This is a genomic window from Atlantibacter subterraneus (genome assembly GCF_007570865.1).
GTDB lineage: Bacteria > Pseudomonadota > Gammaproteobacteria > Enterobacterales > Enterobacteriaceae > Atlantibacter > Atlantibacter subterraneus.
In genome coordinates this window covers 122,266-135,480 of sequence record NZ_VLPS01000007.1, presented here as the reverse complement: position 1 = coordinate 135,480, position 13,215 = coordinate 122,266, and the positions used below count along the sequence as shown (strand labels likewise).

General features: G+C 53.9%; 14 protein-coding genes. 2 read left to right on the top strand and 12 right to left on the bottom strand.

Annotation, left to right across the window (positions count from 1 at the left end):
* Positions 1-75 precede the first annotated feature (75 nt).
* Both grpR and FND52_RS13935 read left to right on the top strand, forming a co-directional pair.
* Positions 76-1,227 (top strand): propanediol utilization system methionine adenosyltransferase GrpR, encoded by a 1,152-nt coding sequence (grpR, locus tag FND52_RS13940; RefSeq protein ID WP_144131424.1) that lies wholly within the window; start codon positions 76-78, stop codon positions 1,225-1,227.
* Positions 1,228-1,271: 44 nt separating this feature from the next.
* Positions 1,272-1,817 (top strand): BMC domain-containing protein, encoded by a 546-nt coding sequence (locus FND52_RS13935; protein ID WP_144131423.1) that lies wholly within the window; start codon positions 1,272-1,274, stop codon positions 1,815-1,817.
* A gap of 114 nt (positions 1,818-1,931) precedes the next feature.
* On the opposite strand, the gene grpO is transcribed toward FND52_RS13935, so the two are convergent.
* From grpO to FND52_RS13875, 12 genes are all read right to left on the bottom strand, one after another.
* Complete coding sequence (gene grpO / locus FND52_RS13930; RefSeq protein ID WP_125293746.1) at positions 1,932-2,837, bottom strand: propanediol utilization system permease GrpO; 906 nt, start codon at positions 2,835-2,837, stop codon at positions 1,932-1,934.
* Positions 2,838-2,981: 144 nt separating this feature from the next.
* Positions 2,982-3,899 carry a glycyl radical diol dehydratase-activating enzyme GrpN gene (gene grpN / locus FND52_RS13925; RefSeq protein ID WP_144131421.1) on the bottom strand — a complete coding sequence of 306 codons (918 nt, stop codon included), beginning with the start codon at positions 3,897-3,899 and terminating at the stop codon, positions 2,982-2,984.
* 108 nt (positions 3,900-4,007) lie between these two features.
* Positions 4,008-6,560: a glycyl radical diol dehydratase GrpM gene (gene grpM, locus FND52_RS13920; protein ID WP_125293748.1), complete on the bottom strand. Its 2,553-nt coding sequence runs from the start codon at positions 6,558-6,560 to the stop codon at positions 4,008-4,010.
* Between the two features lie 48 nt (positions 6,561-6,608).
* Positions 6,609-7,184 carry a DJ-1/PfpI family protein gene (locus FND52_RS13915; RefSeq protein WP_125293749.1) on the bottom strand — a complete coding sequence of 192 codons (576 nt, stop codon included), beginning with the start codon at positions 7,182-7,184 and terminating at the stop codon, positions 6,609-6,611.
* A 10-nt stretch (positions 7,185-7,194) separates the two neighbouring features.
* Positions 7,195-7,494 carry a propanediol utilization system shell hexameric protein GrpK gene (gene grpK / locus FND52_RS13910; RefSeq protein ID WP_122927243.1) on the bottom strand — a complete coding sequence of 100 codons (300 nt, stop codon included), beginning with the start codon at positions 7,492-7,494 and terminating at the stop codon, positions 7,195-7,197.
* A gap of 21 nt (positions 7,495-7,515) precedes the next feature.
* Positions 7,516-9,036, bottom strand: coding sequence for an aldehyde dehydrogenase family protein (locus tag FND52_RS13905; RefSeq protein ID WP_144131419.1), 1,521 nt, complete (start codon positions 9,034-9,036; stop codon positions 7,516-7,518).
* A gap of 60 nt (positions 9,037-9,096) precedes the next feature.
* Positions 9,097-9,882: a propanediol utilization microcompartment protein GrpI gene (grpI, locus tag FND52_RS13900; protein ID WP_125293751.1), complete on the bottom strand. Its 786-nt coding sequence runs from the start codon at positions 9,880-9,882 to the stop codon at positions 9,097-9,099.
* A 21-nt stretch (positions 9,883-9,903) separates the two neighbouring features.
* Positions 9,904-10,185 (bottom strand): propanediol utilization system shell hexameric protein GrpH, encoded by a 282-nt coding sequence (gene grpH, locus FND52_RS13895; RefSeq protein WP_002438304.1) that lies wholly within the window; start codon positions 10,183-10,185, stop codon positions 9,904-9,906.
* A gap of 278 nt (positions 10,186-10,463) precedes the next feature.
* On the bottom strand, positions 10,464-11,660 hold the full coding sequence (gene tdcD / locus FND52_RS13890; RefSeq protein WP_144131417.1) for a propionate kinase: 1,197 nt from the start codon (positions 11,658-11,660) through the stop codon (positions 10,464-10,466).
* Positions 11,661-11,690: 30 nt separating this feature from the next.
* Positions 11,691-12,188, bottom strand: coding sequence for a GlcG/HbpS family heme-binding protein (locus FND52_RS13885; protein ID WP_144131415.1), 498 nt, complete (start codon positions 12,186-12,188; stop codon positions 11,691-11,693).
* Positions 12,189-12,212: 24 nt separating this feature from the next.
* Complete coding sequence (gene grpE / locus FND52_RS13880; protein WP_122927237.1) at positions 12,213-12,485, bottom strand: propanediol utilization microcompartment vertex protein GrpE; 273 nt, start codon at positions 12,483-12,485, stop codon at positions 12,213-12,215.
* Between the two features lie 11 nt (positions 12,486-12,496).
* A complete protein-coding gene (locus tag FND52_RS13875; protein WP_144131413.1) occupies positions 12,497-13,213 on the bottom strand; it encodes a flavoprotein in 717 nt (238 codons plus the stop codon).
* Positions 13,214-13,215 lie beyond the last annotated feature (2 nt).

Genomic DNA, 13,215 nt, shown 5'->3' with positions numbered 1-13,215 from the left:
CGCAATATAGTTTACGCCCACTTGTCTGGTTGCCCCCTAAGATAGGAATAAACCTTCCAGACAAGTGGCCTCGCTTTGAACGATTACCTGTTTACCTCCGAATCCGTTGCCGAAGGGCATCCCGATAAAATGGCGGACCAGATATCCGACGCCATTCTGGATGCTGTTCTCCTGCAGGACCCGTGGGGCAAGGTTGCCTGCGAATGCCTGGTGAAAACCGGCGTTGCTATTGTCGCAGGAGAAATCACTACCCATGCTGCCGTGGATATCGAGCAGATTGTCCGCAACACCATCAAAGAGATTGGCTATGACCATTCGCGATTGGGGTTTGATGGCAACACCTGCGGCGTATTGAACATCCTCGGCAAACAGTCCGCCAATATTGCTGACGGCATTCGCGGCCACTCAATGGAAGAACTGGGTGCGGGCGATCAGGGTATCACCTTCGGTTACGCCTGTGACGAAACCCCGGAACTGATGCCCGCCACGCTGGTTTACGCCCATCGTCTGATGGAGCGCCAGGCGCAGCTGCGTAAATCCCAACGGCTACCGTTTTTACTCCCCGATGCCAAAAGCCAGGTCACCCTGCGCTATCAGGATAACCGCGTTCATTCGGTAGATACCGTCGTGGTGTCTACCCAACACAGCCCGGACGTTTCACTGGAGGTGTTACGGGAAACGGTCATCGAAGAGATCGTTAAACCGGTGATGCCGTCGCGCTGGCTTACGCCACAAACCCGCTTTCTGGTGAATCCGGCAGGCAGTTTTGTGATTGGCGGGCCGGTGGGTGATTGCGGGCTAACGGGCCGTAAAATTATTGTTGATACCTATGGCGGCGCGGCCTGTCATGGCGGCGGTGCGTTTTCCGGTAAAGACCCGTCGAAAGTCGATCGTTCCGCCGCCTACGCCGCTCGCTACGTGGCGAAAAACATCGTCGCCGCTGGGCTTGCCTCACGCTGTGAAGTTCAGTTGGGATGGGCCATTGGCCTGCCCCGCCCTGTTTCCGTCAGGATCAACACTTTCGGTACGCAAACCGTGTCATCTGAGGCGTTGCAGCGAGCTGTTAACCGCCATTTCGACCTTAGCGTGTTCGGCATCATTACTATGCTCGACCTGCTGGTCCCCCGCTATCGTAAAACGGCCTGCTATGGCCACTTTGGTCGCGACAGCTTTCCGTGGGAAGTCACGGACAAAGCGGCGCTATTACGCGAAGACGTTGGACGTTAAGCCGACGACGCGCAGCACAGTTGAATTTATTACAGGAGAAGTTTATGTCCGGGCAAAGTTTAGGCTTAATCGAAACCGTCGGGATGGCTGCGGCGGTAGAAGCCGCCGATGCAGCCATGAAATCCGCTAACGTTAGTCTGGTAGGCTATGAATTGACGAAAGGCGGCGGGATGGTGACCGTGAAGCTGGAAGGTGAAGTGGGCGCGATTAACGCGGCGGTAGCAGCAGCCATCAGCGCGGCAAGCCGGGTTGGCGAGGTGTATGCCCATAAGGTGATCGCCCGCACCGCGCAGCATATCGAGCATATTATTCACTCTAAAGAGACCGTCGGCGTGGCGCAGCCTGAACCTGAAGCGCCTGCTGCGCAACTTGCACCGCAAGCTGAAGACTCGCCTTCACAGACAATCCCGGTGGTGAACCTTGATACGTCAGACAGCGCATCCTGTATGGATGTCACTGATGAAACGCTGAAGTCCGTGGAACAGCAGCAACCGGTTAAACCCGCAACAGAAAACACTGAACCCACAAAATCTGATGTACCGCAGGAAGCAGCAAAGAAAGGTCCCCGTCCCGGCGGCAAGAAAAAATAAATAAACCGCTATGACGCTGCCGCGATAACGATTTCTTTATCGCGGCATTTCTTTGCTTAGCAGATAAAACAAAAAGCCAGCAGGCAGACCCTGCTGGCTTTTTTGCGTGTGGGATTAAAACAGGGGAACCAGGGTAAATAATCCAATGGTCGCCAGCAGATTAATCATCGTGGTCATAATGGCGATGGCCATCGCCGGCGGGTCAATATGGGTATCGCCGTGGATCAGGAAAATACGCGACATCAGTTCACCCAACAGCGCGCAAATAATTCCAACGATTGCGGCCCAAATCAGGCTACCCGATAGTACCGCCACCAGCGCAGCAGGCAGCGCAATATGATGCGACACCGGTACCTGAGTGTTGAAATGCAGGAAAATCAGCGAGAACGCGGAAATACCAAACGCCAGCAGCGCGCCGTTGCCGCCAAACTTCAGGCCTAAAAAGCCTGCCATCAGTCCAATACCCAGGCCCAGCACGGAAAGCTGCGGAATGCGGCTATGGTAAGGCATCCAGCACTTATCCTGCGGCGGATAGCAGTGACGAATTCCCTGTTCCGGTTTGCCAAACAGGCCAGTTTTGCCGAAAACCAGACGCGAGACCACGCCAGAAATCACCACGGTTAGCGCTACAGTATCGGTCCAGGCATTGCCGGACGGGAAGGCCGGGATCTGGTTTAACCCCCAGGCGATGATGTAACCGCCCGCCCCGAAAACCCCACCTACCAGCAGCACATCGTAAGCCGCCAGACCACTCAACCCGGCGGTGATATCACGCCCGGAACCCAGCTTACCTTTCTTCGCTGCATACGCCGTCGCCGCAACCCCAGCGGCAAAGCCGCCGGTATGCGGTCCAAACAGCCCAAACGGAAAAGTAATAAAGTCCGATGGTGCGCCGGTAATAATTTGCACTACCGCCATGGCGATAACCAGAAGCCCAACGAATTCAAATGCCGCCAGCGCGCCAACAGCTGCGCCAAATATGCCGCCGCCGAAGGCAACTAAAATATCTAAGCTATTCATCTAGCTTACCTCTGTAATTGGATTAAATTAAATGACAAGATAAAAATGCAGACTGGCTCCAGGTTTTTATAATTAAAATAATATTCTTGCTTGAGAAACAAAAAAGCGCAGCATTGTCCTGCTGCGCTCTTATTGCATCATTAATTAACCGCCGATATGGCAACTAAATCCTAAGGATTCAACCGTTGCTTTTAAGGTTGCCATTTTTGCTTCTTCAATACTTTTTGCATCACCCATCGGATACTGGCGGCCCAGTAAATTATATTTATTTTCACCGAAGCTGTGATAAGGCAATAAATGAATGGTATCAACGTTTTGCATCAGGCGGGCGAACTCCGCGATATTGTGGATTTCCTGCGGATTATCATTCACCCCGGGGATGACCGGAATACGTACCACCACTTTGGTTAAAAAGGAGATGCGCAACAAATTCTCCAGAATCACGCTGTTATTAACGCCGGTGTTACGCTCATGGATTTCCGGATCGATGGCTTTGATATCGGTTAACGCCAGATCGACATAGGGAAATACCTCATCAATCACCGCTTTAGTGGTAAAGCCGGTGGTTTCAATGGCGGTGTGCCAGCCTTTGGCTTTACAGGCTTTAAGCAGCTCACGGGCAAATTCCGGCTGCGCCAGCGGTTCACCGCCGGACAGGGTAATCCCGCCGCCTGAGCGACGGTATAAATTCTCTTCTTTTTCCAGTTCGCGCATCACTGCGGTTACCGACATGCGCTTGCCCTTCATTTCCAGCGCACGGGTTGGGCAAACTTCGGTACATTTACCACACTGAATACAGCGGTCGCGATCGATAAACCAGGCATTAGTGGTGGAAAGCGCCTGTTGCGGACAAGCCTCAATACATTTTCCACAGCGGATACAATCATTCTTTTTAAATAATAACTCTGGCTGTGGACGTTGTGATTCAGGATTACTACACCATTTGCAGGACAGTGGGCAGCCTTTAAAAAAAGGAATGGTGCGTATGCCTGGACCATCATGCAAAGAATAGCGTTGAATATTAAATATGACGCCTTCGGTTTCGTACTCAACTTTATTCATAACATCACTCTATATTTGCCAGATGAATTACCTTTTCAGGTAAAAATAAAAACCAGGAGCCGTGGAGAGAGTAACGGGCTATATATTGCTATATAGCCCGTTTGGTATTTACGACAGTTGTTGCTCAGTACGGCTGATGATGTCGTCCTGAACTTCTTTCGCCAGAACTACCCACTGGGCGCTATAGCCCGCGACGCGTACTACCAGATCCTGATGTTGCTCAGGATGTTTCTGGGCTTCGATCAGGGTGTTGCGGTCGATAACGTTGAACTGGACGTGCATCCCTTTCTTATCAAAATAGTTGCGCACCAGGCCGCTAAAGTTACGCAGACCGTTCTCGCCAGCCAAAGAAGACGGCAGGAATTTCTGGTTATAGAGCGTACCGTTGGAGGCAATAAAGTGGTCCAGTTTGGCCACCGAGTTGGCTGCGGCGGTTGGGCCCAGGGTGTCTTTACCCTGACGTGGAGATACGCCATCCGCAAGCGGCTCTTTCGCCAGACGGCCATCCGGCAGTGCGGCAACGTCTTTACCAAACAGCACGTTCGCAGACACCGGATAGATACCGGCCTGGAACTGGCCGCCGCGCGGGTTGGTGTATTTCTCGACTTCCTGGCAGTAAATCAGCGCACATTTACGCGCCACTAAATCCACGTCATCGATGTCGTTACCAAAGCACGGCGTGTTCTCCAGAATACGGCGGATCTCTTCGTGACGGGACATCGTGCCGGATTGCACCGGTGCCGCACTGCCGGAAGTCAGCTGGCGGTACACTTCGTTTTTAATCGCCGCCGGATCCAGCGCGCCGTGTTGTTCAATGATGCGTTTCACCACATCATAGATATCCTGCTCGTTGAGCGAGGATTTCGCCGCTGGGGTGTGCGGGTTGGCACCCACCGGATAACCGAAGTTAGCGTCCAGCGCGCTTTTCAGCTCACTGAGAGACAGTTTGCGATCTTCGAATACCTGTTTCTGGATGGCATAAACGGAGTCGCCGGTATCAGCCACGCCGAACGCCTGCGGCCCGGTAAAGTTGTAAATCGCCCCGCCTTCCTGGAGGGATTTACCGCGACCGATACAGTCGTCGACCAGTGCAGACAGGAACGGCAGCGGGCAACGTTCGCCGTGGGCAATATCCACGCTGTTACAGGCTTCAACCAGCTGATGAACGAAGTGCGCCATCTGTTTCTGGAACGCGGTGTAGAAGTCGTCCATGCTGGTGTACTGAGTCAGTTCGCCAGTGACCGGGCCCAGCTGTTTGTTGCCGACGCGACCGTTGTTCAGGGTAATTTCCAGCACTTTCGCGACGTTAAAGAACGCGGCGTCATGCCAGCCCTCGGTGCGGTGCGGTGCCTGCGGCTCTACGCAGCCGATAATGCAGTAGTCACGCGCATCGCGCAGCGAAACGCCACGGTTTTGCAGCGCCGGAATAATCACTTCATCGTTGTACATCGCTGGAACGCCCAGCCCCATACGCACCAGTTCGCAAGCGCGATACAGGAACGCATCCGGGGTGCCCTGCCATACGCGGATAGAGAAGGACGGCTGCGGCAGACGCACGTGCGCAGTCGCTTCCATACACATGTAGCTCAGATCGTTAGTGGCATCGCGACCGTCTTCAGTCTGGCCACCGCAGCACAGGTTCTGGAACACCGCATAACCAGCAAACGCCTGGGCAGAGACTTCGTCACGGGTTTTGTTGATGTCGTTAAGCTTGATCCAGCAGCAGTCCACCAGCTCCTGCGCAAATTCGCGCGAAATGGATTTGTCCGCCGCCAGGTACGGATACATATACTGGTCGAAACGGCCCGGGGAGATAGAGTGACCGCTGGATTCGATTTGCAGCATGCTCTGGATAAACCAGAAGGTCTGGCACGCTTCCCAGAACGTGGTCGCGCCGTATTCCGGTACGCGCGTACAGTTCTGAGCGATTTGCTCCAGTTCGCGTTTACGGGTCGGGTTAGTTTCCTGCTGCGCCAGACGGGAGGCTTCTTCCGCATAGCGATGGGCAAAACGGATCGCCGCGTTGTAACTGATTAATACCGAGTTATAGAACTGCTCTTTCTTGATATAGCCCGGCTCGCTGCGATCTAACCCTTCCAGCGCGCGGCTGACTTCATTGATGATGCCGCGGAAACCGATTTTCAACACTTTACCGTAGTCAACACTGACGTGGCCGACGCCGCCGAAGAAGTAGTTGCCAACGGTAAATACGCCGCTCGCCATACTCTCTTTGGTGCCTTCGGACATATAAGACGCGGCTAGCGAGCTGGTGGTTTTACCCGGCCAGTATTTGAACGCTTCATGCAGATCCTGGGCGGTCTTTTTCGGGATGATGAACGGGTCGGCGACACGGTGCTCCATGGTCTCAAACTCTTTTTCCACCCAGTCATAAGAGAATTCAGGGCAGATTTCGGTCGAGCGAGGATTGACGGTTACCGCGCCAACGATTAATTCGTCCGGGCGAATTGTCACCGGTAATTGATTAAAGATTTTTTCAACGACTTTTGCACGGCGCATAATCGCCGGCAGCTGTTCTGTTTCTTTATATGCTTCGGTTGCCAGTACTGCACGCTCTGATTCCACATACGGCTTCGCCGTCAGGATCATATTTTTCAGTCTTACAACACGGTCAGTCGGATTAGAAAAGCCTTTCTCTAACATATAAAACTCCCGAATATATTTTGTTAACCTTGCGGCGATGCCGGGGTATTAATGAATAATGCTGGTACCTGTCTGAGTAATAAAGTGACGTAATATTTCCGGATGCCCCATCCAGGTGGTGGCAGTAATTAAATTACCATCGACGACGGCTTCATCATCTGCGGCAGTCACCCATAGACCGCCTGCCATCTCTACTTCGGGCTTCACCGTAAAATATCCTGTCAGTTTCCTGCCTTTTAATACCCCCGCAGCGGCCAGAATTTGTGGACCATGACAAATTGCAGCAACAGGTAATGAAAAGTTCATCGCATAATGCACAATATTCAGAACCGATTTATTTAATCGCAGGTATTCCGATGAACGCCCGCCTGAAATATAAATGCCGCAATATTCCTGTAACCTTATTTCATCAAATGATGCGGTTAATCTAAAAAGGTGTCCGGGTTTTTCGGTATACGTCTGATCACCTTCAAAATCATGAATCGCGGTTTTAATAAACTCGCCGGTTCGTTTTCCCGGACACACTACATCCACTCTGAAACCTAACATGCTTAATGCCTGCCATGGCACCATGACTTCATAGTCTTCAGAGAAATCGCCTGCGATAAGTAATATCTTCTTCATAAGCGAACTCTTAAAACTGGTTGTCGTCTTCCTCAATTATTCGCATGGCTTCATGCACCGCCGCGACTTCGCCAAAAATGGCCAGGGTGGTGATATGCTGAGGGCAACTACCAAAGATTTCCGATACCACCACATTGGCGCTTTTGCTGGCTACGTCGGCATAAAAATAGAGATCCGGAACCGGCAGCATTAACAAACCAATGGCGTCGATACGAATCAAATCCAGACGCGAACGAAACTCCCCGGGCATACGCCGTTTCAACATGGCCAAAATATCCGGAGTTGGCGCGTTTATGATTCGTTTTTTCATCTTTGATACCCTTCGCGATGGTTAGCGAATATTCAGCGCTTCAACCATTACGCAGCGACGGTGGCGTGCAAACGCGCGTGCTGACGTAAGCCCTTCGCCGGTCGGCCCGGCAATCGTAAAGGTGGCATGCCCTTCGCCACCCACCCCCAGCCCCGCATAAGAGGGGCCATTTTTAACAAAGATGGTGGTCTGGATCAGGCGCGCCATTTTGGTCAGTTTTTCGACGTTGGTAGAGTGCATAATCGCGGTATGGCGATTGCCGTGCTCCACTTTCACCGCCAGCTCGATGGCTTCATCAACGTTATCGACGCGCACCACCGGCAGGACCGGCATCATCAGCTCGTGCACCACGAACGGATGGGTTTTCTCCGTCTCAATCAAGATGACTTTAATATCGTCGCCAACCGTGATCCCCAGCTGTTGCAGAATGTAACGCGCATCTTTACCGACAAAGGCGGTATTCGGACCGGTGCCTTTTTCGTTAAGCACCAGCGATTGCAGTTGCTGAATCAGCTTCTTATCGCACAGCAGATAGGCACCGCTTTTCTTCATGCAATGAATCAGATAATCCGCCACCTGGTTCACCACAATCACTTCTTTTTCCGCCACACACGGCAGGTTGTTATCAAAGCTACAGCCTTTAATAATGTCGCGGGCCGCTTTTTCGATATCCGCCGTTTCGTCCACTACCGCTGGCGGGTTGCCTGCACCTGCGCCAATCGCTTTCTTACCGGATGACATCACAGTTTTCACGATAGCCGGGCCACCGGTCGCGACCAGCATGTTGATACGCGGGTCGTTGATCAGGGCGTTGGTGTTGTCGATAGACGGTTTGGTCACCGTGACGACCATATTCGCCGGAGCACCCAACTGAGCGAGCCTGTTGTTAATCAGCTCCACCGCATACAGCGATACTTTGCGCGAGCGCGGATGCGGACTGAACACCACGGTGTTGCCTGCTGCCAGCATGCCGATGCTGTTGTTGATAATGGTTTCGGTCGGGTTAGTGGTTGGCGTAATCGAACCAATCACCCCGAACGCGGAGTACTCGATCAACGTTAAACCACCGTCTCCGGTAACCGCACTGGTGGCCAGATCTTCAAGACCTGGCGTTTTCAGCGCTGCGACGCGGTTTTTGATCAGCTTGTCCTCGTAGTTCCCCATGCCGGTCTCTTCCACCGCCATACGGGAAATAGCGCTCAGCACATCTTCCTGCAGGAAAACGTCACGAATGCCATTGATAAACGAAGCACGGTCTTGCATAGAACAGTGGCGATACTGCACCTGCGCCAGGACCGCGGCGGAGATCGCCTCATCCATGGTCTCGAACGCGCCTGTTCCGGCGTTCGCTACCTGAGGTGTTGCACAGGCGGCGCGCCCGGAGGACTGCTGCGCCAGCGCCTTAGCGACGATTTCATCCAGGCCTTCGACTCGCGCCGTTTCTGACGTGGCGGGAGCCGCTGCCGGAACCGCATCCGGTGTTGCTTTGGTGAATTTGCTCAGAATGGTCGAGACAGCCTGAGCGATTTCAATATCATTCATCTTTAAATTCCTTACTACTCTTCCTCTGCCGACCGCGTCGCGCGCGTCGTCACCCGATGCTTAGATATACGGCGTCGTGGTGGATTTGATTTCCGCCGGATCTAACGTGGAGAGCAGTTGTAGGCCGACTTCACGCGCGGCAATCACCGCCTGGCGTACCGCACCGGAATCACCGGAGAAGGTAAAAATCACTTCGTTGCTGAAGCTGGTGCCTTTCGACGGGCTGGCATAACCCACCGGATCGATCACGGCAGATTTCGCCGCTGCGTCGGCAATCACCAGGCCAATCGCCGCTGGCGAGGCGCAGGTCATCCCGAAGGATTTGCCAACCGGCGCGCCCAGCGCTTTGTTCAGCGCATAGCTGGCACGAGCGGTGTATTGAAATTCAAGGTGACCCGCTGGCGAGCCGTAAACGTCGCCCATGGTGCGTTCAATTTCAGACAGCGCCACTTCAACCGCACGTCTGACGTCGGAAACATCAGACGCGCCGAAAATAATTAAGCAACCGTGTCCGCCACCGCCTTCGGTGTCGCGGGCCAGCTCGATAGAAATAATTTCGCTGTTAGTTGCTTTGATTGCTTCGTCAGCCGCAAAAATTTGCGGGCCAGCGCCGGTACGTGCGCCCAGAATACCGATAGAGCGATATTTCTTGTCGATATTCATAACTTCATGTAATTGATTATCGACATTGGCAATCACCAGGCCGATAGTGTGACCCAACGCAGTGCCGACAAATTCCGTAATACCACAACCGGCAAAATTTGCCGCGTTACTGGCTTTCGGTTGTGCGCCGGTTTGTTTATTCATTACGTCAGATATAATCTGCTCAACAAGATTATCTCTCATGATCAGTATCCTTTATTGTTATTAACCGACGGCCTTCGGCAGAATTTTTTCCACCTCAATGTGCGGACGCGGAATAACGTGTACGGAGACCAGCTCGCCCACTTTACCCGCAGCGGCGGAGCCCGCGTCGGTGGCGGCTTTTACTGCGCCCACGTCGCCACGAACCATTACGGTCACCAGGCCAGAACCGATTTTTTCATAACCCACCAGGGTTACGTTGGCAGATTTCACCATGGTGTCTGCGGCTTCAATTGCAGAAACCAGGCCTTTCGTTTCAACCATTCCTAATGCTTCTTGTTGCATAACAACCTCGATATTTCCGATAGAAAGAAAACGTGCACAGAGGAATAGCAATCCACGGATTTACCCATGTGCGTTAATTATTGACTCATCATGATGCTAAGGTTATTCAGACAAAATGTTTTGCGCGCCAGCGGGACTATCTTGTTTTTGCATCGGCCTAATCGACAATAAAATCCACCTGAGATCGGCAATAAAAGTCCTGCTGTTGGTGTGCCTTGCGCAAAATATTCCTGAGCCAAATAGCAATAATAAATACCGTTAAAGCGATCGCATTTTTGCTAATTCGTACCGGCGATCGCCATTGCGTCCATGGCAATCATTTTTTCTTCATTGGTGGGAATGACGGCAATCTTCGTGCTGCCCGCTTTAGAAATGACGCCGCTGCGCCCGCCGAACATCTGCTGGTTGCGTTCTTGATCCAGCACCAGTCCCAGCGCCTGCAGGCGTTGCACGGTGAGTTCGCGGATCAGCGCCGAGTTTTCGCCAATGCCGCCGGTGAAGATCAGCGCGTCGAAGCGTTTAAGCGAGGTGACGTGGCCGCCGATATGCCGCGCGAGGCGATGCACCATCACGTCGATGGCTAACGCTGCCCGCTCATGGCCCTCATCCCGCGCCTGTTGAAGGGTGCGACAGTCGCTGGATAAGCCGGAAATCCCCATCAGGCCGGACTGGTTATTGACCATTTTGTACAGCGCGTCGAGCGTTTGACCGGTGCATTTTGCCAGGTATGCAGCGGCCCCGAAATCAAGATCGCCGCAACGGGTGCCCATCACCAGCCCTTCCAATGGCGTCATGCCCATTGAGGTGTCGACACTCACACCGTTTTGCACCGCGCACAGCGATGAACCATTGCCCAAATGGGCAATCACGATACCGTGATCCGCCGGGTCGAGATCCAGTGATGCCAGCGCCTCAGCGGCGATATAGCGATGAGACGTCCCGTGAAAGCCGTAGCGACGCACCTGATAATCCTGCTGATATTCCAGCGGGATCGCATAAGTGTAAGCCGCCGGAGACAGGGTCTGGTGGAACGCGGTATCGAATACCGCAATCTGCGGCAGCGCGGGCAGCAGTGCGCGCGCCGCTTCGATGCCAATCAGGTTGGCAGGGTTATGCAGCGGGGCCAGCGCTGACAGCGCGCGGATTTTTTCAATCACGTCATCGGTAACCCGTACCGAACGTTTAAAATCGCTGCCGCCGTGCGCCACGCGGTGCCCAATGGCGCTGATGGTGGTCAGCAGCTGTTGCTCATCGAGCTTCGCGAAAAGCACTTTAAGCGCATGCTGATGGCTGGCCTCGTCCAGCGCGACGGTGGATTTATGACCATCACGGTCTTTGAACGTCATGACGGCATGATCAATGCCCAGCCGCTCCGCCAGGCCCGACAGCAACGGCTGGTCGGCATCCTGAGGAATGACGGAGAATTTCATTGATGAGGAACCACAGTTAATCACTAATACACAAGCTAAGGACATGATGACCCCTGAAATGGACTGCTATGAAAATTAACGGCTTGTTGCGAGGGGATAACGCAGCGCGCTAAACCGCGCCAGCGCCTGGCGGGCAATAAGCATATCTTCCTCAACGCTGCCGCCGCTGATGCCGATGCCGCCGAGCAAACGCCCGCCCGACCAGCAGGGAAAACCGCCGCCGAAGCAGCAGATATCTTTTTCTTTCTCAAGGCCGTACAAATCACCGCCCGGCTGCACCAGCGCCGCCAGTTCATGGGTCGCCATTTTGAGCGCCACCGCGGTCCAGGCCTTTTGCGGTGCCAGGGTATGGCTGACCAGCAGGGCGTTATCCATGCTGAAGAAAAACCGCTGCTGGCCGCAGGTATCTACCAGGCTAAAAACAATTGGCACATCACATTCCTGGGCGACTTCCCGCGCCAACTTCGCTAACGCTTCGCTATCGTCCAGGCTCAGCGACATCCGGCGTTCTGGCAGCTGTGTGGCGATAGCCTCGTTAATCCAGTTGTCGAGTGAAGCCTCATTCGCAGACATAAGTATTCCTCCGCGTGCGCGCCGCTATTTGCCGTTAAGTTCGAGCGAGTCGACGATGCCCACCACGGCGGCGTCAATCACCGAGTGATCTTTGCTGTTACTCATACGCGCCGAACTGCCGGTGGTGACGATCACAATCTCGCCATTGCCCGCGCCGACGGTATCGACTGCCACCTGGGCATGGCCGGTCGGCTGATAGTTTTCATCCAGCCGCGCCACCATCAGCAGCTTTGAGCCATTCAGCGAGGCGTGTTTGGTCGTGGAAACCAGTGCGCCAGTGACTTTTGCGAGATACATTTTTCCTCCGGCTATCCGTGGATAACGGTGAGATTGCGCCGCTGGATTTCATCTCTGGCGGCGGGGGTAATCAGGGTATTGCCCGCTATGCGCAACGCTTCGCCAGAAGCCAGCAGACGGATATCGCGCAGGGTAATTAAGCGCTTTTTACCGGCTACCGGCAGGGCGGCAGCGGGTGCCGATTGGCTTACCGGCACAAGGCTGGCGTGAGCTGCTCGTTTACCGGAGAGCGCAATGCCATAGCTCTCCAGCACCTGCGCATAACTTTCCAGACGGGCCAGCAGCGGCAGCGGCAGCGTGCTGTCAACGCACTGCGGATGCAGGGTGGCGATAACCCGCTTACGGTGCTGCAACGCCTGAAATACCGCTTCACAGGCCAGATTATCGCGAATGCCCAGCGCGATTTTGCTCATGCTGTTAACAGAGAGTGCAGGCAGATAGAGCACCTCATAGTGGGGCGGCGACCGATCAAATCCGGCACGGGAACCGCGCTGGTGCAGCGCATCCACGCAGGCGGATTTCAGCGTCGACTGGCTGGCGCTGTGAGAAAAACTGACCCATAGCTGATAGCCTGCCTTTTCAAGCGCCGCGAGACAGCTCAGCGTTTCCGGTAGCGAGGAGATATCGTCACCGGTCACGACCACGCGGACATTTTTCTCGGCGACGGATTGCGCCAGCAATTCGGCGATAACCCGGTCCAGCAGTTGCGATAAGGTCTGGCTGTCCATTG

Bases quoted from the DNA above. Each gene is read 5' to 3' on its own strand.
- FND52_RS13935 (WP_144131423.1), top strand. From the start codon at position 1,272: ATGTCCGGGCAAAGTTTAGGCTTAATCGAAACCGTCGGGATGGCTGCG.
- grpO (WP_125293746.1), bottom strand. From the start codon at position 2,837: ATGAATAGCTTAGATATTTTAGTTGCCTTCGGCGGCGGCATATTTGGC.
- grpN (WP_144131421.1), bottom strand. From the start codon at position 3,899: ATGAATAAAGTTGAGTACGAAACCGAAGGCGTCATATTTAATATTCAA.
- grpM (WP_125293748.1), bottom strand. From the start codon at position 6,560: ATGTTAGAGAAAGGCTTTTCTAATCCGACTGACCGTGTTGTAAGACTG.
- FND52_RS13915 (WP_125293749.1), bottom strand. From the start codon at position 7,184: ATGAAGAAGATATTACTTATCGCAGGCGATTTCTCTGAAGACTATGAA.
- grpK (WP_122927243.1), bottom strand. From the start codon at position 7,494: ATGAAAAAACGAATCATAAACGCGCCAACTCCGGATATTTTGGCCATG.
- FND52_RS13905 (WP_144131419.1), bottom strand. From the start codon at position 9,036: ATGAATGATATTGAAATCGCTCAGGCTGTCTCGACCATTCTGAGCAAA.
- grpI (WP_125293751.1), bottom strand. From the start codon at position 9,882: ATGAGAGATAATCTTGTTGAGCAGATTATATCTGACGTAATGAATAAA.
- grpH (WP_002438304.1), bottom strand. From the start codon at position 10,185: ATGCAACAAGAAGCATTAGGAATGGTTGAAACGAAAGGCCTGGTTTCT.
- tdcD (WP_144131417.1), bottom strand. From the start codon at position 11,660: ATGTCCTTAGCTTGTGTATTAGTGATTAACTGTGGTTCCTCATCAATG.
- FND52_RS13885 (WP_144131415.1), bottom strand. From the start codon at position 12,188: ATGTCTGCGAATGAGGCTTCACTCGACAACTGGATTAACGAGGCTATC.
- grpE (WP_122927237.1), bottom strand. From the start codon at position 12,485: ATGTATCTCGCAAAAGTCACTGGCGCACTGGTTTCCACGACCAAACAC.
- FND52_RS13875 (WP_144131413.1), bottom strand. From the start codon at position 13,213: ATGGACAGCCAGACCTTATCGCAACTGCTGGACCGGGTTATCGCCGAA.